The 23940-nt window shown below is 45.7% G+C and carries 22 protein-coding genes; 11 read left to right on the top strand and 11 right to left on the bottom strand.

Annotated features, from left to right (window positions below; all coding sequences use genetic code 11):
- Positions 1–71: 71 nt before the first annotated feature.
- Entirely contained in the window at positions 72–1733 is a 1662-nt protein-coding gene (hcp, locus tag J4N39_RS15535; RefSeq protein ID WP_252025566.1) for a hydroxylamine reductase, read from the bottom strand.
- A gap of 327 nt (positions 1734–2060) precedes the next feature.
- Positions 2061–3164 carry a DNA alkylation repair protein gene (locus tag J4N39_RS15530; RefSeq protein WP_252025564.1) on the bottom strand — a complete coding sequence of 368 codons (1104 nt, stop codon included), beginning with the start codon at positions 3162–3164 and terminating at the stop codon, positions 2061–2063.
- Between the two features lie 229 nt (positions 3165–3393).
- Between J4N39_RS15530 and J4N39_RS15525 the strand changes: the two genes are divergently transcribed.
- Complete coding sequence (locus tag J4N39_RS15525) at positions 3394–6099, top strand: DUF2339 domain-containing protein (RefSeq protein ID WP_252025562.1); 2706 nt, start codon at positions 3394–3396, stop codon at positions 6097–6099.
- 153 nt (positions 6100–6252) lie between these two features.
- Complete coding sequence (locus tag J4N39_RS15520; RefSeq protein ID WP_252025560.1) at positions 6253–6690, top strand: GNAT family N-acetyltransferase; 438 nt, start codon at positions 6253–6255, stop codon at positions 6688–6690.
- Between the two features lie 64 nt (positions 6691–6754).
- On the opposite strand, the gene J4N39_RS15515 is transcribed toward J4N39_RS15520, so the two are convergent.
- Positions 6755–7342, bottom strand: coding sequence for a TetR/AcrR family transcriptional regulator (locus J4N39_RS15515; RefSeq protein ID WP_252025558.1), 588 nt, complete (start codon positions 7340–7342; stop codon positions 6755–6757).
- A 138-nt stretch (positions 7343–7480) separates the two neighbouring features.
- On the opposite strand from J4N39_RS15515, the gene J4N39_RS15510 reads away from it, so the two are divergent.
- Complete coding sequence (locus tag J4N39_RS15510) at positions 7481–8032, top strand: carboxymuconolactone decarboxylase family protein (protein ID WP_252025556.1); 552 nt, start codon at positions 7481–7483, stop codon at positions 8030–8032.
- Between the two features lie 438 nt (positions 8033–8470).
- Here the strand turns inward: J4N39_RS15510 and norR are convergent, their stop codons facing one another.
- From norR to J4N39_RS15495, 3 genes are all read right to left on the bottom strand, one after another.
- Positions 8471–9988, bottom strand: coding sequence for a nitric oxide reductase transcriptional regulator NorR (norR, locus tag J4N39_RS15505; RefSeq protein WP_252026916.1), 1518 nt, complete (start codon positions 9986–9988; stop codon positions 8471–8473).
- Between the two features lie 150 nt (positions 9989–10138).
- A complete protein-coding gene (locus J4N39_RS15500) occupies positions 10139–10528 on the bottom strand; it encodes a GlcG/HbpS family heme-binding protein (protein WP_252025554.1) in 390 nt (129 codons plus the stop codon).
- Positions 10529–10541: 13 nt separating this feature from the next.
- Positions 10542–11507, bottom strand: coding sequence for an aldo/keto reductase (locus J4N39_RS15495; protein ID WP_252025552.1), 966 nt, complete (start codon positions 11505–11507; stop codon positions 10542–10544).
- Between the two features lie 109 nt (positions 11508–11616).
- Here J4N39_RS15495 and J4N39_RS15490 point away from each other — a divergent pair, with 109 nt between their 5' ends.
- Positions 11617–12522 (top strand): LysR family transcriptional regulator, encoded by a 906-nt coding sequence (locus J4N39_RS15490; protein WP_353505617.1) that lies wholly within the window; start codon positions 11617–11619, stop codon positions 12520–12522.
- Here the strand turns inward: J4N39_RS15490 and J4N39_RS15485 are convergent.
- The 3 genes from J4N39_RS15485 to J4N39_RS15475 form a co-directional block, all read right to left on the bottom strand.
- Positions 12514–13008, bottom strand: coding sequence for a GNAT family N-acetyltransferase (locus J4N39_RS15485; protein ID WP_252025550.1), 495 nt, complete (start codon positions 13006–13008; stop codon positions 12514–12516). The genes J4N39_RS15490 and J4N39_RS15485 overlap by 9 nt on opposite strands.
- Positions 13005–13280, bottom strand: coding sequence for a type II toxin-antitoxin system TacA family antitoxin (locus J4N39_RS15480; protein WP_252025548.1), 276 nt, complete (start codon positions 13278–13280; stop codon positions 13005–13007). The genes J4N39_RS15485 and J4N39_RS15480 overlap by 4 nt, the downstream gene beginning before the upstream one ends.
- A 127-nt stretch (positions 13281–13407) precedes the next feature.
- Complete coding sequence (locus tag J4N39_RS15475) at positions 13408–14295, bottom strand: LysR family transcriptional regulator (RefSeq protein ID WP_252025546.1); 888 nt, start codon at positions 14293–14295, stop codon at positions 13408–13410.
- A 138-nt stretch (positions 14296–14433) separates the two neighbouring features.
- Here J4N39_RS15475 and J4N39_RS15470 point away from each other — a divergent pair, with 138 nt between their 5' ends.
- Positions 14434–14805, top strand: coding sequence for a MaoP family protein (locus tag J4N39_RS15470; protein WP_252025544.1), 372 nt, complete (start codon positions 14434–14436; stop codon positions 14803–14805).
- A 133-nt stretch (positions 14806–14938) separates the two neighbouring features.
- On the opposite strand, the gene J4N39_RS15465 is transcribed toward J4N39_RS15470, so the two are convergent.
- The gene (locus J4N39_RS15465; RefSeq protein ID WP_252025541.1) at positions 14939–16099 is read right to left on the bottom strand and encodes an MFS transporter; all 1161 of its coding nucleotides are present in this window, start codon (positions 16097–16099) and stop codon (positions 14939–14941) included.
- A gap of 614 nt (positions 16100–16713) precedes the next feature.
- On the opposite strand from J4N39_RS15465, the gene J4N39_RS15460 reads away from it, so the two are divergent.
- The 6 genes from J4N39_RS15460 (at position 16714) to J4N39_RS15435 (ending at position 23239) form a co-directional block, all read left to right on the top strand.
- Positions 16714–17097 carry a hypothetical protein gene (locus tag J4N39_RS15460; RefSeq protein ID WP_252025539.1) on the top strand — a complete coding sequence of 128 codons (384 nt, stop codon included), beginning with the start codon at positions 16714–16716 and terminating at the stop codon, positions 17095–17097.
- A 113-nt stretch (positions 17098–17210) separates the two neighbouring features.
- On the top strand, positions 17211–17957 hold the full coding sequence (locus tag J4N39_RS15455) for a DUF7379 domain-containing protein (protein WP_252025537.1): 747 nt from the start codon (positions 17211–17213) through the stop codon (positions 17955–17957).
- Between the two features lie 74 nt (positions 17958–18031).
- Positions 18032–18943, top strand: coding sequence for a LysR family transcriptional regulator (locus J4N39_RS15450; protein WP_252025534.1), 912 nt, complete (start codon positions 18032–18034; stop codon positions 18941–18943).
- A 102-nt stretch (positions 18944–19045) separates the two neighbouring features.
- A complete protein-coding gene (locus tag J4N39_RS15445; protein ID WP_252025532.1) occupies positions 19046–19666 on the top strand; it encodes a LysE family translocator in 621 nt (206 codons plus the stop codon).
- A 225-nt stretch (positions 19667–19891) separates the two neighbouring features.
- Positions 19892–20848 (top strand): transposase, encoded by a 957-nt coding sequence (locus J4N39_RS15440; RefSeq protein WP_252026912.1) that lies wholly within the window; start codon positions 19892–19894, stop codon positions 20846–20848.
- A 390-nt stretch (positions 20849–21238) separates the two neighbouring features.
- The gene (locus J4N39_RS15435) at positions 21239–23239 is read left to right on the top strand and encodes a methyl-accepting chemotaxis protein (protein ID WP_252025530.1); all 2001 of its coding nucleotides are present in this window, start codon (positions 21239–21241) and stop codon (positions 23237–23239) included.
- 179 nt (positions 23240–23418) lie between these two features.
- On the opposite strand, the gene J4N39_RS15430 is transcribed toward J4N39_RS15435, so the two are convergent.
- Positions 23419–23874, bottom strand: coding sequence for an Lrp/AsnC family transcriptional regulator (locus J4N39_RS15430; RefSeq protein WP_252026910.1), 456 nt, complete (start codon positions 23872–23874; stop codon positions 23419–23421).
- Positions 23875–23940 lie beyond the last annotated feature (66 nt).

The raw sequence follows: 23940 nt of genomic DNA, 5'->3' as shown, positions 1-23940 counted from the left end.
ATTACTTACCGTCATAGTTAACTAAGAGAAGGCTCCAACGTTGAGAAGGAGCCTAGCGAACACAGCGAAGATTACTTGGCTAGAATCGCTTGCATGTCTTGCTCAACCGTTGAGATTGAACGCATATCAAACTTATCCTGAATAATGGCAATCAGGTTGTCAGTCAGGAACGCAGGCGCTGTTGGTCCGGTGTAAATACCCTTCACTCCCAAAGCAAATAGCGTGAGCAAAATGACAATCGCTTTTTGTTCAAACCAAGACAGAACCAATGTCAGTGGCAGTTCGTTGATGCTGCAATCAAACTCTTTTGACAGTGCAATCGCTAGTTGGATCGCAGAGTATGCGTCGTTACATTGGCCAACATCGAGAAGACGTGGAATGCCGTTAATGTCGCCAAACTCTTTGTCATTGAAACGGTATTTACCACACGCCAATGTCAGTAGAACCGTGTTGTCTGGCGCTGAAGTGGCAAAGTCTGTGTAGTAGCTACGTTCCGCTTTGTCACCATCACAACCGCCTACTAGGAAGAAGTGTTCAATGTTACCTTGCTTAACTTGATCGATCACCGCAGGTGCTGCGCTCATCAGTGCATTGCGACCAAAGCCAACCGTGATCATGTGTTCAATCTCATCGTGAGCAAAACCTGGTTGCGCTAGTGCACATTCCACAACCGCACTGAAATCATCACCTTCTAGGTGAGCAACACCCGGCCAGCCAACAATGCTACGGGTGAACAGTCGATCTGCGTACTGACCCACATTCGGGTTTAGCAAACAGTTCGATGTCATGACGATTGCACCCGGGAAGTTGGCGAACTCTTTCTGTTGGTTTTGCCAAGCACTGCCGTAGTTGCCTTTTAGGTGTGGGTACTTGTTAAGTTCAGGGTAGCCATGCGCTGGCAGCATCTCACCATTGGTGTAAACATTAATGCCAGTGCCTTCGGTCTGTTGCAGAATCTTTTCAAGATCATGCAAATCATGACCCGAAACCAAAATACACTTACCTTTTGATGGCTTGATATTAACTTGAGTTGGCGCTGGATGGCCGAAGGTTTTGGTCTCGCCTTCATCCAGCATCTCCATCACTTTGTAGTTCATCAAACCGATTTGCATTGAACACTCAAGCAGTTCATTAAGATCGGTTGGATCCGTACCCAGCCATGACATGATTTGGTGGAACTCTGCGTGGATCTCTTGATTGGTTTGCTCAAGTACACGAGCATGTTCCATGTAAGCCGCCGCCCCTTTTAGCCCGTATAGGCAGAGTAGGCGCAAGCCGATAACGTCTTCACTGACGCTGTCCTTACCGCGGTTTACCGCTACTTGCGGTGCAAACGCTAAGATCTCTTGTGGGGTTTCTGGCAATTGGAAGTTCGCAACCGCAGGCAATTCAGGTAGGGCTTTGTCCGCCAGTTTGAATGCTGCGGTCACTTGTGTTTTTAGGCGCTGGCTAAATTCTTTCGCCTCAAAAGTGAAGTCCAAAATACGTGCTGGGTCGAAGTTTACGTTGGTCAGCGTGGCAAAAAATGCTTGTGGAGCCCACTCATCGATCTGTGCATCTAGAATGCCTTCTTCTCTCGCCAGCACTGCCCAGTAAGAGACGCCTTGAATGGCGTAAACCAACACATCTTGTAGATCAGATACTTCCGAAGTTTTACCGCACATACCTTGTGCAAAAGAACAACCTTTAACAGTTGGGGTTTGAATAGTCTGTTCACATTGAATACAGAACATAGCGAGTCTCCAGTGGTGTTGTTATGTCGCTCTTCAGTGAGAGCATTTACCACTGATAGTGCACCTTGCGTGCCAAGTATTAACTGATTGATTATTATAGGTTTATGTGATTATTGAGTGCTAAGAAGATGTATTAAACACAACAACATTGATGTGTTTATCACATCAACCACTGGTCACTCGAGCCAGCCCACTACTCAATCCGTGATCGAGTTAACATCAAAACTAGAACATAAAACAGCCAAATATCATAATGATAGCTTCCCGAGTCACATCGACTCCTCGAAACATGCGGTAGATGTATTTTTTACATCAACGCCCAGTGATTTAATCGAGCAGCTCAAAGTCTAACCGCTGCCACTCTTGTCCATTAAGAATAATCGAGACTTGGTGCAGGCCGGGATGAAACTTTCGGGTGGTGATAATTTTAAAGCTTTGTTTACGCGTCACTTTATAGAGTTCCCCTGCGCTAATCTCTCGTTCACTGATTTTGAAAACCTTACGGGACAAGGTGCCATTATGCTTTTGATAGTAGATACCATATTCAAGCCGCAGCTTTTTACTCTGGTTGGTCTGGTTGTGGACCTCAAACTCAAAGTTTATCTCACCACCAACCTTAACTTGAGGCTCAGCAAGGGAGAAATGGGTGAGCTCAATGCCTTGGCTATCAAAACCAAACAGCGCCATCACATTTGGCTCGGCTTGCTTGAGCAAGGTTCTACAGGCGTGCTTAATCAATTTGTCTCGTGGCGTATTAACCCCAATGTTACTGGTCGCAAAGTCGATTACGACTTTCGGGTTGTCTTTGGCGATGTCATTAAAGTTATTTGCCACGCTGCGCCTTACAACTTCACATTCATCATCTTTGAGCGCTTCAAGAATGGGTAAAATATTGGTTGGATCTTGTTTATAGGTAGAGATTGCCATTCCCCAAGGTAAACGTGGTCGGCACCCTTCACTTGCTAAACGGCGTACACGGCGATGACTATGCGCAGTCCAAGCAAGCATCTGTTTTTCCATCGCTTGTGGGTACTTAACGATGAACGGACGTATTGCAAACTCACAGGTAATGAACTGAGTTATACGTTCAAGTGCAACGATGGCGTTGTCTAAATCTTCTAAGCCATAGCGCTCCACATACTCAGGGATAAACAGGTACTGTAGTGCGTCATCATTTTCTTGGTTGCTTTCCAGATTCTCCACCAGACTTAGTAGCACTTTGGTGGCAGCGCCAAATTGCTGTGGCATAAAAGGATGTAAAGCTTCCACAGTGCGAGTGATACGCTGTTTCATCTCTAGCTGTTCAAAATCCGGCAGATAGATGTTGGCAATAAAGCGTTCACCATCTAACTCTGGCAGCACTTGGGTCAAGTCTCTAACCAGTTGCTGATAAAACGCTGGGGAGAAAAGGTCTTTAAACAAGGTACTCATACACAAATCCGTCTGATGCTGCGCCAATTCAGAACATTGTAGCTTAATCGCTACCACCTACTCAGCGCAAAAGGATTCATAGAATCACTGATGAGATTTTAACCAAATCACATAAACCAACTTCGACTAAGCCCTCGATATACAATTCATTGAATAGATGTACACTTATTAGGGCGTGTTGACCTTTCGAGGCCAACACGCCCTAAGTAGATCGGTTCAGGGATGATATATGTTTTTGGTTACTTTGATTTTTATCGTGATTGCTATCATCGCAATCAGTAAAGCCAACACCGCTCTAAAACGGGTGTCAGAGCTAGAAGAGAAAGTCAGTTATCTCGTCGCAGAGATCGACATTTTGGTTGGTGATACTCCAGCCGCCGCACCGCAGGCAGAAAAAGAGCCTGTACCTGAGCAAGCTCCGCAAGTATCGCCTGAGCCTAGGCAACCTTCAGAGCAAGATGTTTGGGGACCCACTGCCAACGCAGCGCAACACCCTAACCCATCATACTCTCCACAGCCAATAGAAGAACCTGAAACACTGGAACAACTTGAACAATGGCAGGCTCCTTCAACCCGAGTACACATTGCAGAACCTTCTGAACAAAAACTACCATCGGCTTTTGATATTAAGCTAGAAGCCTTGCTCGATAACTTTAAACAAAACTGGTTGGTTTGGATTGGTGCGCTAGCCATGCTGATTGGTGGCGGCTATCTAGTGCAAGTGATCGGTAGCCAAATTGACTTCTCTCCTGCCACCCGGATCAGCATCGCATTAACCTTATCGATCATCACCCTAATTGGAGGAGAGAGATTTCACCGCAAAGAACAAAGTAATAGCCACCGTAAGTCGAGGGTAGAGAGCTTTTCTTATGTTCCTGCGGCTATCACGGCAACAGGCCTTACCGGCGTCTATTGTTCAATACTATTTGCTTTTCTGCTCTACCAAATGCTATCTCCGGCTACCTCGCTATTCATCATGGCATCGATCGCTTTATGCAGCTTGGCACTCTCTTTAAGACAGGGCCCGCTAATGGCAGTGTTAGGACTCATCGGCGGATACAGTGCGCCACTATGGGTAAGCACCAGTGAGCCCAACTACCTGCTGCTTAGTGGCTATATCTGCCTGATCTCTATTGCTGGTACCATGTTAATGCAGGCGAGTCGCCGTAATTGGTTAACCCCATCGATTTCGGTGCCGCACTTAGTGTGGGCATTCATCCTCTATTTCTTGATGCCGAATGAACACCTAGTCAGTTGGCTTGTTCTGTTTATTGGTATCAGTATCTACCTCATTTACGCCGTGCCGCGTCTAGGTTGGAGGCTTCAGCTCAGATATCGGCATAGACAAACCTTTTGGTCATCACCTCCCCCAATCATCGCAGGATTCATCTGCTTACTTGTGATCGGGGTGACCCCTTCACTACCGAGTGTCGGCAATATTGAAGTCATGCTATTGCTGCAATTATTGCTGGCTTTGATCTGGCTACCTGCACTCGATAAGGGCTACTCCACTCGGATATTTTTGCCCATTGTCCCGATGGCCTCACTAGCGATATTGGTTCTTGGCGGCGTCATTGACCTATGGTTTTACAAAACTCATGACGTATTGATCTTGATTGGGCTTGGCGCAAGCATTACTTTAGTCGCATTGCGAACCATAGGGCAATATCTTGGTGGCGACCGTTCGCGATTCGCCACCCTACTGTTGCTCACGCTTGCTCCTAGTATGGCAGTCATGACACTGGCATATTGTCACTTCTTCGACTCCAAGTGGACGATGAGTTGGACTCTGTTTTGCACCATCGTCGCAGGGCTATATTTCTGGCTAGGGCTGAAAATCAACCGTTTGAGCGACAAGCTATTTGCCTGTGTTCACGCCATAATCGCATCGATATGTTTTATCTGGCTTGACGGCGTGGCGCTCACTACAGCTATATCATTGCAGGTCGCTTTGATGGCGCTGCAACTTCACCACCATCTGTTCAAGCCCGCAGATTGGGCGGTTAAGCTAGCGATGAGCTTGCTTGCGATGCGTTTAACCTTGCTGCCTTTCATCCCAGAGTGGCAGCCGCAATCGGAAGGCAATTGGGCATGGGTACTTGCGAGCTATTTGCCAGCTTTGCTCATCCTCGGCTACTCAAGGCAGTTGTTTCGACAGCAGCAAAGCCCGCTGGCCAATTGGTTCGAAAGCGCATTTCTGCACATTTTTGCCGTCACGCTATTCACGCAAACCAATTATTTACTGACAGGTAGCTATGGCTTCTCGATGGCGTTTGACTCGCTTGTGGTACTATCCAATCAAGCACTTATCATGGCGCTGGTTTATCAATTCCGCCGCCAGCATGCGACCCATTTACAGACTGTCTACCAGTTCTACACCTACCTATTACTGGTGGTATTTGCCGGTATGGCTATCTTCCTCAATACGATCCAATCTCCACTCAGGTGGGATCATGTCGCAGCGCAAGCATTGCCACTATTTAATATGCTCAGTGTTGGCTGGATTGCTCCTGCTGCGGTTATATTTGAAGCGTATCGCCGCCAATGGCTGCCGAAAGAGATACCAAACAAACTGTTTCTCGCCCTTGCTGCACTGTTATCCACCCTTTGGGTCGGAATGTCGATCCGTCAATTTTGGCAGCCAGAGTCCATGACCTTGTACAGCGATACTGGAATGGCCGAGATGTTTAGCTACTCCGCAGTTGGGCTGGCTATCGGGGCGTTTTTGACCTGGGAAGGCACGATAAGAAGGCTGCAACTGCTACAAAGATCAGGTCTGGTGGTGGTTGCATTGGTGGCTCTGAAAGTCTTTCTGTGGGACGCCGCTTCACTGGAAGGGTTTTGGCGAGCCATTAGCTTTTTGGGGCTGGGTGCATCTCTCATTACTATCAGTTGGTTGTTTCAGCGGCTTGGCAAGAAAAACAAAGATAATTGATTTAGTCAACGCAGTTCAATTCTGTGCTATGTGTTGCCCGATTGCAAAAGGCTGGTATATTACGCTGAAAAAATAAACGACAAAAATCGGTATACCTAAGGTAATTCGCTCTTTGTCAGATAATCGTTATGTCAGATACATGAAGGAAGTTGGATGCTAGAACTAAGAAAAGCGACCGAAAATGACTTGGATTTTTTGGTTGAACTGCGTGATATCACCATGCGTGGCTATCTTGAGCAAATTGGCGGCAATACAGATCGCGAAAGCTACATCAAAAACATCATGTGGGAATTTGAGCAATCCAAAATCATCGTGATCGATGGCGAAAATGCTGGATTCTGGCGCGTTGTATTTGAGCAAGACAAAAACCGCTACTACCTAGATCTGGTGCAAGTTCACCCGAAATTCTCAGGCCAAGGTATTGCAAGTTCTTTGATCAAAGAGCTTATCCAAACAGCTAAAGATGAAAACGTAGGCTTAGGTCTGAGCGCATGGAAAATCAACCCGGCTCAAGAGCTCTACAAGCGCTTAGGTTTTGTATGCGTTGGTGAAGATGGCGATGAGTGGCTGTTCGAATATCAACCAAGCTAATCAGTAAAGCGATACTCAGGTATCGCTTTTTTGTTGTCACAGACAGTATCAATCAAGACTCAATCTATCGGAACGGATAGTTCTCAAACATCTCATCAATCATCAGCCCTAGACTATCATCGCCATCATTAGCACGGGCATAGGTCCGTAGTCCCGCGATTTGCACTTGAACGTGTTTGGCAAGCTGCTGTGCTGACTTGTCGCTGGTCACTTCGCCCTGCTGTTGCGCTTGTTCAATCACTTTGGCAAATTCTTGCTCCATGCTCTTAAAGCAGCTTTTGGCCTGTGCGAGCAGATCCGCATTTTCATCCGTCAGCTCTGCAACTGTTTTAGCAAGCATGCACATACCATTAGGGGCATCGGTTTGGCTCTTACAAACGATCAGCTTAATGAAAGCCGCAAGCGCCGCAATAGGTGAACGATTCTCTTCGACACATTTTGCTAATTGCGCTTTACCAAGCTCGGTATAGCGCATCAATGCTTCTTTAAACAGCCCTTCTTTACTGCCAAAAGTGGCGTAAATGCTGCCGGGCCGCATATCGATCACATCTTGTAAGCTACGCATCGAGGTGGCGTGAAATCCTTTTTCCCAATAGAGATCTTTGGCTTTTTCAACAACTTGGTCTCTATCAAATTTAGCGTTCTTTCTCATCACCAAGTCCTTTAATCAAAATATTTTTGAACGATTGTTCAATTTTAACTTGAACGACCGTTCAAATCCAGCTAGATTAAAAATCAATCAAAGGACATCCCCTGAAATCACAAACAAAAGTTAGATAGGAAGAAGACCATGAGTAAGTTTGTTAAGCACACTACTGAAACCGCACCTGAAGCTAGCCAACCTCTGATCCAAAACTCGATCAATGCCTTTGGTCGCCTACCGGGCCTACATGCAATCATGGCTGAGTCACCACAACTGCTTGAAGGCTATCAAGTTCTGCACAAACTATTTACTGAAACATCATTTGATGCAGAAGAGCTCACAGTGGTGTGGCAAACGATCAATGTTGAACACGAATGTACCTATTGTGTGCCTGCACATACTGGTATTGCTCACATGATGAAAGTTGATCCAGAATTGACTGAAACACTGCGTAATCGTGGCCCTATGCCAACCGATAAACTGCAAGTGCTTCACGACACCACACTGCTACTAGTTCGCAACCGCGGTAATTTGACCCAAGATCAGTTGGATCGATTCTTCGACGCAGGCTACGGCAGCCGTCAAGTGCTTGAGATCGTGCTAGGTATTTCACAGAAAGTTATGAGTAACTACACCAACCACTTAGCAGAGACACCAGTAGATGAAGTGTTTGAGAAGTTTGCTTGGTCGCCGAAATAATCCTCCCAAATGAATGTAGTGGCATATACTCTATTGATTAGCAAAGGAGAGTATATGCCCTATTACACCACCATAATGCTGACGTACTTTATTGTTCTAGGTGGACTATTTCAGGTTATCCCTAGCAATATTTCTGGAATAGAGTTGTCGTTAACTACTGCGTTTATCCAATCCGCAGCATGGACGGTGTATTTATCAATCCAGAGTAAATGGGTAGATCAGCATAAAATGAAAAGCTACTCGCTAACATTTACATTGATATTTATTACCTCTATCGCAACCTTCTATGCGGTGGGAATGAGTATGTATCTGGTCATGTTCCTTTTTGCGGCAAAGTTCAAATCACTAGAATTTTTCTTCATTTTCATTAGCGTGCCACCTTTGCTCTTCACTTTTTTTGTATGGCAAGAATGGTACAGCAACAGAAAGCGAACTTAGTTAAGCCTTAACCCCCAACTTCTTTCCCATGCGATACAAATTACCGCGATCCACCTGCAAAAACTCCGCCGCTTTAGACCAAACGCCTGATGAACGATCCAGTGAATGTTGGATGAGATCGGCTTGATACATTTCCACCAGCTGACGCATCGGTGTGCTTTGTGGAGGGAAATAATCGCTTCGAGTCGGCGAGTTTGAGCTTTCCGCCTGTTGTTCAAAATGGTTGGGACGAATGGTATGGCCATCAGCTTGGATTGCTCGTAGCGCAGCTCGGGTCAGAGCGTGTTCTAGTTCTCGCACATTGCCTAGCCAATCTTGAGTTTCAAGATGCTCTAAACCTTTAGGGTGGATGTGAAGGTTTGGCACGTTGAACTGATGGCGCACTTTTTCAAGCAGATGCCCCGCAAGCACAGGAATATCCCCATCACGGGCACGCAGCGGCGGTACGAAAATTGGAAACACATTCAGACGATGGTATAGGTCTGCTCGAAAATTGCCTTGCTGCACCTCTTGCTCTAGTTGACGGTTGGTCGCTGCAATAATTCGAACATTTACATTAAGGTGCTTATCACTGCCGACTCGCTGCACTTCGCCTTGCTGGATCACACGCAGCAGCTTAGCTTGCAGCAGCAAAGGTAACTCGCCCACTTCATCGAGAAACAGTGTGCCACCATCAGCCAGCTCAAATTTACCTGCTCGATGGCTGTTTGCGCCCGTAAACGCCCCTTTGACGTGGCCAAACAGTTCACTTTCTGCCAGCCCTTCTGGTAATGCTGCGCAGTTAATGTAAATCATTGGCTTGTCACTGCGATGTGACTGAGCATGTAATTGGTGGGCTACCAGCTCCTTGCCAACACCGGTTTCCCCCATGATCAATACCGCATAATCAGATTGAGCAACCGTTGAGATATTAGTGCGAAGTTGATGCATTTGCGGGCTAGAACCAACCATCTCCCCCTGCTGACTACGAGCCTGCTGGATCAGCGCTTGATTAACGTGCTTTTGCTTTTTGTTCTGCGACTTGAGCGCTTTGATTTGAGCAAGATTTCGCAAAGTAGCAGCCGCTAATGCGGCAAAAGTTTCAATGGTCACAGGCTCAATCACATCGAATGCTCCGACCGTTAAAGAGTCCATGGTCAACACCCCCACCAACTCGCCTTCAACGTATAAGCTGCAACCTAGGCAGTCGTGTACGTCGATTGTGGTTGCTTCAGTAAGCAGCACACCATCAAAGGGATCTGGCAATTCGCTATCTGCGGAAAAACGCACTGGAGTCTGGCTTTGCATGATGGCTTCAAGCCGAGGATGAGCTTTAGGAAAGAAACGACGTCCCAGCACACTAGAGGCCACGCCTTTTACGGCAACAGGCTTGAGAAACCCTTCGCTATCAAGGATAAACAATGCGCTAGCATCACAAGGAAAAACACTATCAATGCCTTCAAGTAACTTCTGATACTGCTTGTCGCTGGCAAGGTTCGAGCTTAAGTTCAAGGCGAGGTTGAGAAGAACATGATCCATGTTGTTTGGGGCGATGGTGGTCGGCATTGTATGCTTCCTAAATGGCTAAGGAAGCACATGCTACAAAACTCGATGTCTTTTACACACTACCCAATAGGGCATAACTGATGTTCAATTGACATCCATCAATTGAACATCAAAAATGATGCGCTACAGGACCGAGTGGATCACGTTTAGGGCTAACGCTTCATCATCTTCTTGCGCAAGACCGCTAATACCGATTGCGCCCACAACTTCTCCTGCCACTTCGATAGGTACGCCACCAGCAAAACCAGTGATGCGAGCATCAGTCCAGCTCGCCAACGGCGTCCCAGACTCCGCAGCCCAAGCACCCAAGTTACCACTAGGCTGACGATCTCTTGCCGACGTATAAGCCTTATTTTGTGCCAGCACCCCAGCTTGCAAGCTCACACCATCCATGCGTAAGAAGCCCAATAGCTCACCATGAGTATCACAGATAGATACCGCAATGGCCTGTTGATTATTGCTCGCAAGTTCCACAGCTTTTGCGATCATTGCTTGTACTTGTTGTTGGTTCATATCCACTCCTCAATTACGGCACTTCATGGCCTAAGCTGCGCTCTAGCAAGCCATACCAATGTTCACGACTTAGTGAGACACGGCTAACGTCACTACAAGCTCGGATGCGATCTAAGTTGGTGGTACCAATCACAGGCTGTATACCCGCAGGATGTCGGGTCAAAAATGCCAATACGATCGCTTCAGGGCTGACTTGATATTCCGCAGACAACGCAAACACATACTCTGCGGTCTTGCGCAGCTTTTCATCTGGCGAATCTAATGACGCTGGATTACTGAATCGTCCCTGCGCCAATGACCCCCAAGATTGCAGCTGGATGCCTTGCGCCATGCAGTGTTCAAGCGTGCCCAGCTCAACACCAAATTGCGCTGGCATAATGCCGTTGGTAGCAAAACTATGTTTTTCAAGGCTCATCTCGAGCTGATTCACCACAATCGGCATCTCAAGTGCTGCTTGTAGATAGGCGATCTGGTGGGCATTCATATTCGATACCCCAAAGAATTTCACTTTGCCTTGTGCGTGCAACGCTTTAAGCGCTGGTACCAGTTCGGAAAGCTCCATCAAAGGGTCTGGGCGATGCAGCAGCAAGATATCTAGGTAGCCACATTGAAGACGCTGCAAAATATTCTCAACCGACTGAGTGACCCAATCAGCAGAAAAGTCGTAACGTTTCACGCCATCGCTGTCTTCAAAGCGAATGCCACATTTGGATTGGATGAACATCTTGCCACGAAGTTCTGGGCGCTGAGTTAACGCTTGACCAAAGGCTTGCTCTGCTTTACCAAAAGTGTAGATGTCAGCATGGTCAAATAGGTTAATGCCACTGTCTAATGCGGTTTCAATCACTTGGATAGTCTGATCGACATCGGCTTGGGTCACAGGCTCATCATTCCACCCGCCACCAAGTCCCATACAGCCATAAGCAAGCTGGCTTACGTTTGGAAGGTAGTGGCTAAGCGGGATCAATTTCTCAGTCATGATATGTCCTTGTTTATCTTTGTTACGCACTATTCTATTGTTCACTGATGAAATGATAAGAACCGAATTACGAAATCATTATTCGATATAACGACCAGTGGGGAGCGCCGTGCATTACAAACGTGTTGAACAGTTGATGCTGTTTTTGGAAGTTGCTAGGACACTCAATTTTGGCGAAGCTGCGAAAGCGCTGGGGCTCTCTCGTAGCCACCTGTCAGAGCAGATCAAACGACTCGAATCCGAGCTAAAAACACCGCTCCTGATCCGCACGACTCGCAGTGTACGGCTCACGTTAGAAGGGGAAAAAGCTTATGTTCAAGCCATGGGGATTCGTAACCAGTTACAAGAACTAGAACAGCAGCTAACCCGCGAGAAGAACCAAATCAGCGGCTTGCTGCGCATCACAGCTCCAAAGATGTTTGCCGAAAGTATCTTGGTCAATTTGTGCCGTGCGTTTCACAAGCAACATCCAGAGATCCGATTCGACATCAACTCTAGCTATCAAGCCTACAACCTAGCAGAGCAAGAGATTGATATTGCCTTTCGAGCATCACGCAATCCGCCACAAAACATGGTGGCAAACCACCTGTTCGACTACTCCCACGCTTTAGTGGCTGCGCCTAGCTATCTACAAAGGGCAGGGCGACTAGAACACCCTGACGATCTTGCAGATCATCAGTGCTTAGCCACAATCAATCAGCCCAACTGGGTATTGAAAGACGGTGAAATTCACGCCTCAGGATGGCTGACCACTAATGACAACCGAGTTCTCAAAGAACGAGCAATGGCTGGAGATGGCATCATTCGAATTGCGCAATACTATGTAGAAAACGAGCTACAACGAGGGGAATTAGTGGAAGTAATGAGAGAACAGTGGCAACAGGCTTACAACTCGATTTACATGCTCTACCCGCAACGTATTTATCCTTCAGCGAAGCAACAGGCGTTTGTTGAGTTTGCTAAGGAGTATTGTGGTCAGCGAGTTGTGGGAGTTGATCGAGGCAGTTTAATCTAAACTGGCACGAACGTCTGAAATGGTGATAAATAGTTTGTTTTCAGCATCTTGAAATGCTGTAAATCCGTAGCGCTCATAGAAGTGTTTAGCCCCATCTTTGGCATCAACAATAACTAAAGGAAATGCCACGCTATCACTCGCCGCTAACAGTTTTTTCAGAGCATCAATAAGAAGCCACTCACCAAAGCCCTTTCCCTTATAACGTTCGTCTATTGCTAGTCGAGCTATCAACCCACCAGAAGTCGAAGACTGGTGTTTCTTTTGAAGTTGATCGGGCAAAGCCTTTAAGTCTATTGGTGCCATAGTCAGCGTATAAAAACCAATAATATGCGAGCTTTCATTGTCGTCTTCCAAAACAAAAGTTCTGGTGTTATCTTTTTTTGCCTGCTGGCTAGCCATAACTTTCAAATAGTTATTTAGCGCTTCAATACCACAATTGAATCGGTTTCTATCGTGTTTGGCTTTATCTAAAAGCACCGTATTCATTGCTGGTTTTTACTCTTGTAACGTTCTGATGCAGCCGATAGCTTAGCATTTGGTTTAGCCGGTTGATCCAGCGCTTCCATAAGTAACTTAGCATCAGCTTGGCTAAGTTTTAATGCTTGCTCTCGTTCAATAACCTGTTTTGCTTTTTCAATTGCAGCACTCAAAACAAATGAATTGATACTGGACATTCCGGCGATTGCGGCTGCTTTGGTTAGTAAATCTTGAGTATCAACATCCACTCTAGCTGTAATACGAGGTAAAGTCGTCGCCATTTAGAACTCTCCTTTGGTGTCAAAGTGTCACATGGTTATTATGATCTCAAAGTCATACTTTAGCAATTATTGTGTCACTTTGGCACACAAGTTCATTTATAAGGTTTGAACGCAAAGAAGCTAGTGCCTACCGACCGCTCTCCCCCGCTTGCAGCAAACTAAACGCACTGGAAGGGTCGATGCTAGCGATGAGCTTTTCAACCTTTTTAATTGCTTCAATAGAGGAGCTTTGCTTACGGTAGCTCAAGTAAATGGGAATGCACCACTCTTCTACTCCTTTAGCAACAAACAGTTGTCCACTAGCAATAAACGACTCAACCACAGGCTTTGGCAGGTAGGCGGAGCCGCCCTTCTCTAAGATAAAGTCTAGAGCGATTCGTCCTGTGGAGGTTCGCATATATGGAGCGGGCATCGATGGGTGTCGCTCGGCGTGTTCAAAGGTGAAGCTAGTGCCCCAATCGACGTAGATATAGCGTTGATCAAAGGCTTCAACGTCATCGACTGGCTCTGTAGCTACCAGCAATAGATCAAGGTCAGCAATATGATGGCTCGACAAGTCATCCGTTTTAATAGGCTCGAGTGCAAATGCCATATCTAAGGTGCGATCAAGCAAGTTACGGTTGAGTTGTTTAGGGGATTGGACCTCTGCTATGAAGCCGTATCCATCAAAGGCATCGGTGACGATACTTAGACAGTTTTGCAAATACGCATCCCAAAGATTAGGAGTACCACCTAGCGTCAGCTGTAGTGCTTTATCTTTGTCTAGCGATAGTTCGAACTTTGCTTGCTCTAGAGTGGTGACCATCACCTCGGCATAGCTAACCAAACGCTCCCCTGCGGAAGTTAGTTTGATCGCATTACGGTCTCTCGTAAAAAGCTTGGTATCAAAGAAGGTCTCAAGCTGCTTTATTCGCGCACTGACTGCCGCTTGAGTAATGTAGAGGTTCTCTGCAGCACGTCCAAAATGCTTCTGATTCGCCACCTCTAAGAAAGTCCTAAATACTTTTACATCCATAGCAGATTCTCGAACTGATGATGATTGAGATTAACAACAAATCCTTGTTGAAACGACAAAAATTATTTGATTTTCAAATGAAGCTTTTACGACTAATTTCAGTTCGATCCATTACTATCCTTAATGAACGAGGTCATCATGGCAGATTATCAACTGCGAATGGGCGAAAGACGATTTTACGACGATAAAGCTTTCCCAAGAGGGTTTGCTAAATCAGGCAATTTTACTTTGGTTGAAGAAGAGTTACTTATCTACTACGGCCAGACTATGCTTGCACTAGAGCAAGGCTCGCTACTACCAGAAAATGCCGAAGAGAAGCACTTTCTGAAAGCACTCAAAGACCCGAAGAAAGCCAACAGTAAGCTTGAGACGGTGTGGCTTAAATACATTAAGTTTGCTCGTGGTCGAAAGCAGTTTCATACCCTAAATAGTAAGAAGTCTTCTGCAAGCAACAATTCAAACTGGGTAGATAGCTCAGATGATGCGATGGAGTATGAAGCAGCCGAATAACTTGCCTACATAAATACAATGAATTAAGTAACCGATTCTTTTCCTAGTTGGGTGTAACACCTGCACCAAAGCCAGAAGCACAGTGCTTCTGGCTTTTTTGTCCCAGTTTCCAATACCGCTACTTTTACATCGCTTACTCGCCCGCCACCAAGTGGTTTTTGCTGCGAATACTTTTGATAAACATATAGAAAGCTGTCGCCATCATCAAAGCAAGTAGGTACACCATCAACCCTTGAGTACCATCCATAAAACTATCTGCAATCACTGGGCCTGCGACCGAACCAATGCTATAGCAGAACAGCATGACTTGAGTGACAGAGACAATGAAGCGCTCATCAAGTTTATCGCATCCTAAATTAATGGCGATTGGGTAAAGCGCAAAAGTCGCCATACCAATCAAGAACAGGCTCACTGCTAACACAGGTAAGTCATCACTTAAGGTAACCAAACCCGCCCCAAAAACGCCCAGTAGACAAAATAGCCCCATCAGCGGTGTGCGACCTGCATGCTTTATCAACCAAGGAACCATGGTCTGTACTGCCATGCCACCTAGTATCACCAGCGCCATCAAGGTACTCAAATTAGCTTGAGAGACGTTGCGTTGCGCCAACTCAATCGGCATCAAACCATAAATAGCGCCAAGAGCTAACCCAGAGACCACACAACCGATGATTGCCGCATGGTTCAGTTTCGCAATTTGTTTAATAGAGAGTGGCGCCGAATGGGTATTAAGAGGCGCTTGAGTCGGGACAGACACCAAAACCACAATCGCCAAACTTAACAGCAGCAAGATAACCGTAAATGGCGCACTGCCCTCAATGCCGATAAATCCAATCCCCAATTGGCCCAATGCGGAACCACCATACAGCGCTCCCATATACCACCCTAGACGCTTGGCACGGCTAGATTCATCTCCCACCAGCAACCAAGATTCCACAATGACGAAAACGCCAGCCACGGCAATTCCTGCCACAAATCGAGCCGCCAACCAAACCCAAACGACTGGAAGCAATGGCAACGCCATAATGGTCGCCATAAATAGCGCTAAACAAACGATAAAGGCTTTGCGGTGACCAATCAGCTTTACTGCAGGTTCCACGACAATTGCGCCCAACAGCAGGCCAGCATAAAACACACTTGCTAGCCAACTGGCATAACTCGAAGCGATACCATATTCACCCAACATCAAAGGGATAAGACTCATGAGATAGCCCGAAGCCACTGCATAAAGCGATAGCGCAATTACAGGTACTTTGAACCCGGTTTTCACTGCGAAATCATTGATGCTTTCCACTGGTATTGCCTCCAAAAGTTGTCGTGGATGTTCGATAAAAAGTGAACATTGTTGAATTTTTCGCCGCGACTATGAGGCTTTATTTATTTGAAGTAAAACTAATAAAATTTTTCGACACGACAAAGAATATTTATCATGGCTTATAGCGATGAGAGAGCTCAGGTTGGTAAGTGAACCCCAAAGGAGAGACCAAGGAATAGGCAATTAAAATCAATAACTTGAAAATAATACCCAATCAAAGTGATAGCAAAGGGAAAGCGACATTCATTGTCTAAGAGAAACATGGACACTTAACTTTGCTTATTAAGTTATCTCAGCAATAGGAATCACATCAAATAGGGGAAGTTCATTTATGGCATTAGCAGGCCATATTTCTTGGTGTTGTACTAGGGCGTGTTGACCGAAGCCAATACTTTTAAAATACGGAAACAACAAAGCGCTAAGTTTTCTTCACCAGCAAAACCACCATTCAAAAATGCCAAACTTATCTCAAAGTTAGGTGCAAACTGCACTCAAAAGAGGCAATTCGAAGCAATTCTGTTTTCAGTTTTTAAACACTCCTCGAACATTACAATGGTTATCTCGTTAGACCGTGCCAGCTTCGAGGAGATTTTATGGATCACAATGCCCAACAACTTCTTCGCCATCTTTGTAAAGCGTACGACGATCTTTCTTGCCAATTGCGAACAAGTCCATTCCCTACCTTTTCCACCACGATAAAGAGTGAATACGGTTACTGCTTGGTCAAGTGTTCCATGGGCAGTGAATGCTTTACGATTGTTTCAGTCAATTTTGCCGAAAGCGTGCGTGGACAAGGGGTACTTAAAGGATTTCTTCATTACATCCACTGCAACCCATACCAGTACCAAGGTATAGAGGTTGCGACCATCCAAAATCAAGGACTCGCCGCACGTTTACTTTCCAGAGGATGGCAATACAAGTCCCTGTTTACCCGCTGGTTCTGTGCTAAGACGCCAACGTTAATACATAATTTTTAACATTGATTTGGCGTTACATCATCTAACAATTAATTAATCGAGTTCAAGGCACTGTTTAGCTCCCTACAGGTATCATCTTGTAAGGACTAATCTCAGCTCACTAAGTGACTTCTATGACGATAAAACAAGGACTTCTGCTTACTTCCCTCGCCTTATTGACGGCTTGCTCTAATGCACCGATTATCTCAAAGCAAGATAATAGCGATGCAATGGTGGTCGTTATCCACGGTTTGTCCCGCAGTGCCAACTCAATGAGCGAGCTTACGAGCGGCCTTCAAAAGGCTGGCTATCAAACCTGCGTGATGGACTATGCATCAGTTCGGGTATCCATGGACTCACTCATCAATGAAACTCGGCGGCAGCTAGATAGTTGCACTCAAGACGCCAATAAAGTTCACTTGGTCGGGCACTCACTTGGTGGGCTTTTAATTCGTTATCATCTTGAAGCTGATAATCAGCTCCAAGCCCAAGGGAAATTGGGGCATGTGATCATGATTGGCACACCCAATCAAGGCAGCGAAGTCGCCGATCACTATGCCCAAAAGTTTTGGGCAGACTGGTTAGGCGAAGTACCAAAGTCCCTTATCACATACGAGGATGGGTTTCCTCAATCTCTTGAGCAGCCAAACTATGATGTCGGTGTCATTGCAGGCACAAAACCTTATCGAATAACGCAAAAGCGATTCTCGACACCAAACGATGGTTTGGTCAGTGTGGAATCGACAAAATTGGATCAGATGAAAGATTATTGGGAAATCGAGCTGCCTCACCATGAACTGCGCAGCGACCCGAGAGTCGTCACCCAAGTAATCAACTACCTGCAATCGGGCATGTTTGATCACAGCGAAGTTTCGCAGTAACGTGAATAGTTGGCTTGTCTTGCTAAGATGTCGCCAATGAATTGGTCGGCTAAGCTTCACGAAGGAACCTCAAGATGCTCGGAAACATCAATCTCAATTTGTTGCGCTCTCTAATAATTTTATTAGAAGAGTGCCACGTGACACGTGCTGCTGAGCGTTTGCATATTTCCCAATCTGCGGTCAGCCGTCAACTGGCCCAACTACGCGAGCTTTGCCAAGACCCGTTATTGGTAAGAGAGGGTAACCATCTCATCCCGACAACCAAAGCATTGGCACTGCAAGATAAGTTGCAAGCCCTATTTGGAGAGTTCGACTCATTGCTCAACGACCTACCCTTTGATCCAAGCAGTTACCAAGGCGAGATCGTCTTTTCATCAAGTGATTACGTCGCCCAATACGTATTCCCTCATATTGCCAAGCACCTAAGCGAGCTATCTCCTCAGCTCAACATTGGTTATCAACTTTGGGAACCCAGCCTTATCGATAAATTGAACGAGTCAGGCATTGACCTTGCATCATCCATGTTTCCAGATAAACCCAAACAGGTCTCAAGCATCGAGCTTGGCTCAGATTATCCTGTTTGCGTGATGGCCAATAACCATCCGCTTGCCCATCAAGATTCGATTTCGATAGAAGACATGATGCGTCATGCGCACATTAAAGTGACAGGTGGAGCAGATAAAGATTCTCTTATCGATCATCAACTTGCCGAGCAAGGATGCTCGCGCAGGATCGCTCTGAGAGTTCCATTTTTCAGCACGGCAATGGAGCTGCTAGTTAACAGTGAACACTTAATGATCATGCAAGAACACATTGCGACTAACCTTGCCAATCATTGGGCTATCACTTCTTTCCCGTTACCATTCTCCACTCAAGAGCAGTACTACTGGTTGTTCTGGCATCCCAAATTCGACAACGACCCGGCACACGAATACATACGCAATGAAATCGTCAAGGTCATGGGCGTTTGCGACTATTCCATCTAGTTGAAGGCTATGATCTGAAATCATGACTGTAATGAGTTAATATGATTTCAATAGATGGCAAATTTCGATTTAAATGAGAGTCATAAGCAAGGAGAACAACGCATGACACTCACCGTTTGGTTATCACTTTTTACTATTTGCCTATTGGGCGCAATGTCACCGGGTCCTAGCCTTGCCGTTGTAGCCAAACACTCGCTAGCAGGGAGTCGATGGCACGGCATTGCCGTAGCTTGGTCACATGCGATGGGTATTGGCATTTATGCCTTCATTACCATCATTGGTTTATCTGTGGTGCTGGAGCAGTCCCCACTAATTTTTAAAGGCATCTCTGTTATCGGTGCAGCGTACTTGATGTACTTAGGAGTTAACGCACTACGCTCCAAAGACGGTGTCGCCGCCAAACTGGCCTCTGGTGAGAAAACACCACTATTTGAGTCCATGCGCCAAGGTTTTTTGATCTCGCTATTAAGCCCTAAGATCATGCTGTTTTTTACCGCCCTATTTAGCCAGTTCGTCGCCATCTCTAATGATATGACCAATCAAATAGTGATGGTTTCTACCCCTCTACTCGTAGATGGGTTGTGGTACACGCTAATTGCCCTACTTCTAACCAACGCTAAAGTGATCGATAAAATTCGCTCAAAAGCCGTGTTGATTGACCGTATCTCTGGAGTGGTATTGATACTGTTGGCATTGCGAGTGGTTTATACCCTCAATGTTTAATCAAGCCCCCCTCAAACACATTCAGGCGCACACTAGCGCCTGAGCACTCCTCCAAACAGGACACACACCGAATATTCGAATATTGGACACACACCGAATATTTTCAATTGGGACACACACCAAAAGTATGAATATAGACTGATTTTGCACCAAAAATGCTCCACCTCTCATCACCAATAAATTTGGATTGCTAAATTGACCTCAAACTCACCAACACGCCAAAATATGACTACAGCCAGAAAGCAGCTCGTTTCTATTGATGCTACTCCCTACTACCACTGCGTATCTCGTTGTGTTCGTCGAAGTTTTCTATGTGGTGTAGACGAACTAACAAACAAGAGTTACGAGCACAGAAGAGAGTGGATAGAAGCAAAAATTCACGCTTTAACCCACACATACTGCATCGATGTCTGTGCTTATGCCGTCATGAGTAATCATTTCCACTTGGTCTTGCATATTAGTCAAGGCGATGCTCAAAAGCTGAGCCAAGGTGAGGTTGTCGAACGTTGGGGGCTCACTCATAAGTTACCTGCTTTGATTAAAAGATTTCAACAAGGGCAATTAAGCAATCCTATTGAGGAACAGAAGTGCTCAGAAATTATTGAAGTTTGGCGCAAGCGTTTATGGTCAATAAGTTGGTTTATGAAGGAACTAAACTACGACATAGCATGTAAAGCTAATCAAGAAGATAACTGCACCGGGCATTTCTGGGAAAGTAGGTTTAAAAGCCAGGCTTTGTTAGATGAAAAAGCTCTAGCCGCTGCGATGGCCTACGTCGATCTCAACCCCGTTCGAGCAGGGATAGCTAAGACTCCTGAGAGTTCCGATTTTACTTCGATAAAAATGCGCATAAAAGCACTCAGGGAAAACAAACTCACCGCACCATGCTTACACCCATTTGTCGGCAGTAATAACAACACATTAAACGGGATACCTTTTAGGCTCTTAGATTACATCGAACTTGTTGACTGGACTGCTAGGCAATTTCGCCACGAAAAATATTCAATTGATACAGCTTTGCCGCCGATATTAACTAGGCTCGGCATCCACCAGCACAACTGGCTAAAAGCATGTACCCAACTAGAAAAGCAGCATGCTAGCGCTATCGGCAGTAGTTTGTACGCTGAACAAGCAAAAAGTGCCTTAAACAAATCCAAGATCCATTTATACCAGATTGAGTAATGCTTCTCGTTATGTGCCATGCCAGCTATTGCTGGCTATCTGTGTTGCTAGTACTTTGAACTTACCCCAAAAACTGGTTTGGAATTGAATTTTTCGACGCAAATACAGCTTTCAACCTACAAACTGAACCTTCCAAGAACAAATGAACATGATCACGAAGCAATGTTTTCTCAATTAGGACACACACCGCAATTTGATGCCTGTCCTAAAAAAAGCTCAAATAGGACACACACCGCAATTTGGTGCCTGTCCTAAAAAGAAAGCTCTACGCAACTGAAAATCGTCCACCACAAACAATCATCACAACTAATAAATGCCCTTAGTAACAACACTGTTAAAAATAACCGTTATCTTCTAAGCTATTAGTTTTAGAGCTGTGGGAGTAATACAGTGAAATTGTCGCTGATCCAAAGAATCATTCTAGGCTTCGGTCTGGTCCTTAGTTGTGTGATTGCCATTGGTGGCACCTCGCTGGTTGCTCAGTCGGAGTTGGGTAAACAACTTCGCCTAACGGCATCGACATTAACCGAGCTGTTAGATCAGTCGAACGGACTGCTTGTGCACCTTCAAGATGCCAACCGTGCCACACTTGTTCACGCCAACACGTTTGAACAAGATCGCCGCAGTGCACTGGTCTCTGAGTACCAAGAGGCTGTCACCGAATTTTCAGATTCAATGCAAGCTTTTCAAACGGCGACCGTTGAGTTTCCAGAACTATCTCCTCTTTACGCCCAATTAAACGACTCGGCGCAGAAACTCCTAGCCGATGCTAAAACGCACCAACAGATCCATGATGAACGCCTTTTGGCTCGCCAAAAATCGGCCGAGAGTTTGTCCAAGTTTGAGGAAGAGTGGCTGTTCTTTAATGGTGATATGACCGACTTTGGGCGAGATGCAAATGCCGATGACAATCTTCAGGCGGGTTGGGACCTGGAGTTTATGATGAACCAAGGTCGAGGCGCCGAGTCTTACTTGCAGAAGCTAATGGCGGTACAAAACAAAGAGCAAGCCGCAACAATAGTCGCCGAGCTGGAACAATATTACTCTCGTTTTAATGAAAAAACAGAAAATGTCATAACCTTGGTGCCGGGCTATAAGGAAGATATCCGGCTCTATGACGACATATTAAAAAATGTCGTTCACAACCCAGAACAACTGGTCAGATTGCATATCCACTACATAGATTTGAATGCACAAAGTAAAACTACGCTTGAGCAAATTTCACGTGAAATGGACAACGCAACTAAGCTATCCAAAGACCTAATTAGCCAGATCCGAACCCTGTCGCGACAAGCGCTAGTCAGTGCCGAAACCGACGCTAGCTCTTATGAAAAAATGACGGTTGCATTGATAGTCATAGCGACCATCATTGCCATTGGTATTGCGTTCACTGTCGTTCGTTCAATTCGAGCACCTTTAGCGCAAATTCTGACAGGTATCGAGCGCATGAAGCACGGCGATCTCACTCACTCTATCCAGCATGCAGGCTCATCTGAGCTAGGCAAGATAGCTGATGGTATGAATGATCTGTCTGGAAATCTGCGCCACCTTATCTCCGAGATCATTGAGTCCGCAGGCACACTTGGTGATGTGGCAGAAACCAGTAACTCAATGACAAAACGCACCAATAACGATGTGGAATTGCAGCAAGAAAAAACCAACTCTATTGCAACCGCAGTCACTGAGATGGAACAGGCAGTACAAGAAGTAGCTTCACACTCCAACGAATCTAACCTCGAAGTAGAGCGAGTGGTTAGCGAGGCTCAAAACAGCATGGAGAGCATGAATCAAAACCTGCAATCTGTTGGTGAGCTAAAACTGTCAATGGATAATGCAACTCAGGTGATGAACAACCTATCGAGTGAAACCAATAAGATCTCGGAAATTGTCGGTGTTATTCAGGGTATTTCTGAACAAACGAACTTGCTGGCACTGAATGCAGCGATTGAAGCGGCCCGTGCAGGTGAGCAAGGACGTGGATTTGCCGTGGTGGCTGATGAGGTCCGCTCACTCGCCACTAAGACCAATGATGCGACCAACCAGATAAACGACATGATCACAGGACTTCAAGGGATGTCTAAGCAAGCGGTCTCTATCGTTGAGCAAAACCTGTCTCATGTTGATCTCACTTCGGAGCAGATCAATAAAACTAACGACACCTTGGTCCACATGGTAGAAAGCCTTGCCCGAATCACCGATATGAGCCGTTCAATCGCAACCGCCTGTGAAGAGCAGACCGTCGTCGCTGGCGAAGTAGCAGTGAACATTGTCGGAATATCTGAAATGTCTTCTAGCATAGCTAAAGGCTCCAATGAACTCGCAACCAATAGCGGCCTGCTTAACGACTTATCTAGCAACCAGATCAAGTTAGTGTCAGAGTTTAAGGTGTAACGCCACTCTATCCATTTAAAAAGCAGTTCTGAACCCGCCAGCTTGATACTCCAAGCTGGCGATTCTATATATGAGTGGGCATGCTTACCTACTATTGCTCATCGTTTACCTTTATTTACATAACACTTGGGATATTCGGTGTCTGTCTTCGCAAAAAAGTGCCTGTCCCAAATAAAAATCTACCTCACTGGCAGTTTGGTCTTTGCTTTAACTTGACCAAAAGCGAAGCTTGATTCTATTGAGGCGATGTTTGGCAGGCGAGTTAGCTGCTTGCGAATAAATTGCTCGTAACTTTTAAGAGACTCACTCACCACGTGCAATAAGTAATCGTGATTCCCTGTCATTAAAAAACACTCGACTACCTCTTCAATCACTTCAATATGGCGTTCAAAGTCGCGCATATTCTCTTCTGTCGGCTTTTCAAGCTTCACCAGCACAAACACATTAATCGGCAAGCCACACGCCTCTTGGTCAACACTCGCATGGTAGCCCCGAATGATCCCCTGTTTCTCTAATGCCCGAACTCGGCGCAAACAAGGTGATGGTGACAGCGCCACTCTATCAGCCAACTCTTGGTTAGTTAATCGAGCATTGCTTTGTAGCTCAGCCAGAATTTTTTTATCGATCACATCCATTGGCATATCCCAACACTTTAGCGCTTAGATTTGGAAGATTATTGCTCATCAATCGTCAACAACTTC

Source organism: Vibrio sp. SCSIO 43136 (assembly GCF_023716565.1).
Classification (GTDB): domain Bacteria; phylum Pseudomonadota; class Gammaproteobacteria; order Enterobacterales; family Vibrionaceae; genus Vibrio.
The sequence above is the reverse complement of the archived record's forward strand: the minus strand, read 5'-3'. Positions and strand labels throughout refer to the sequence as shown.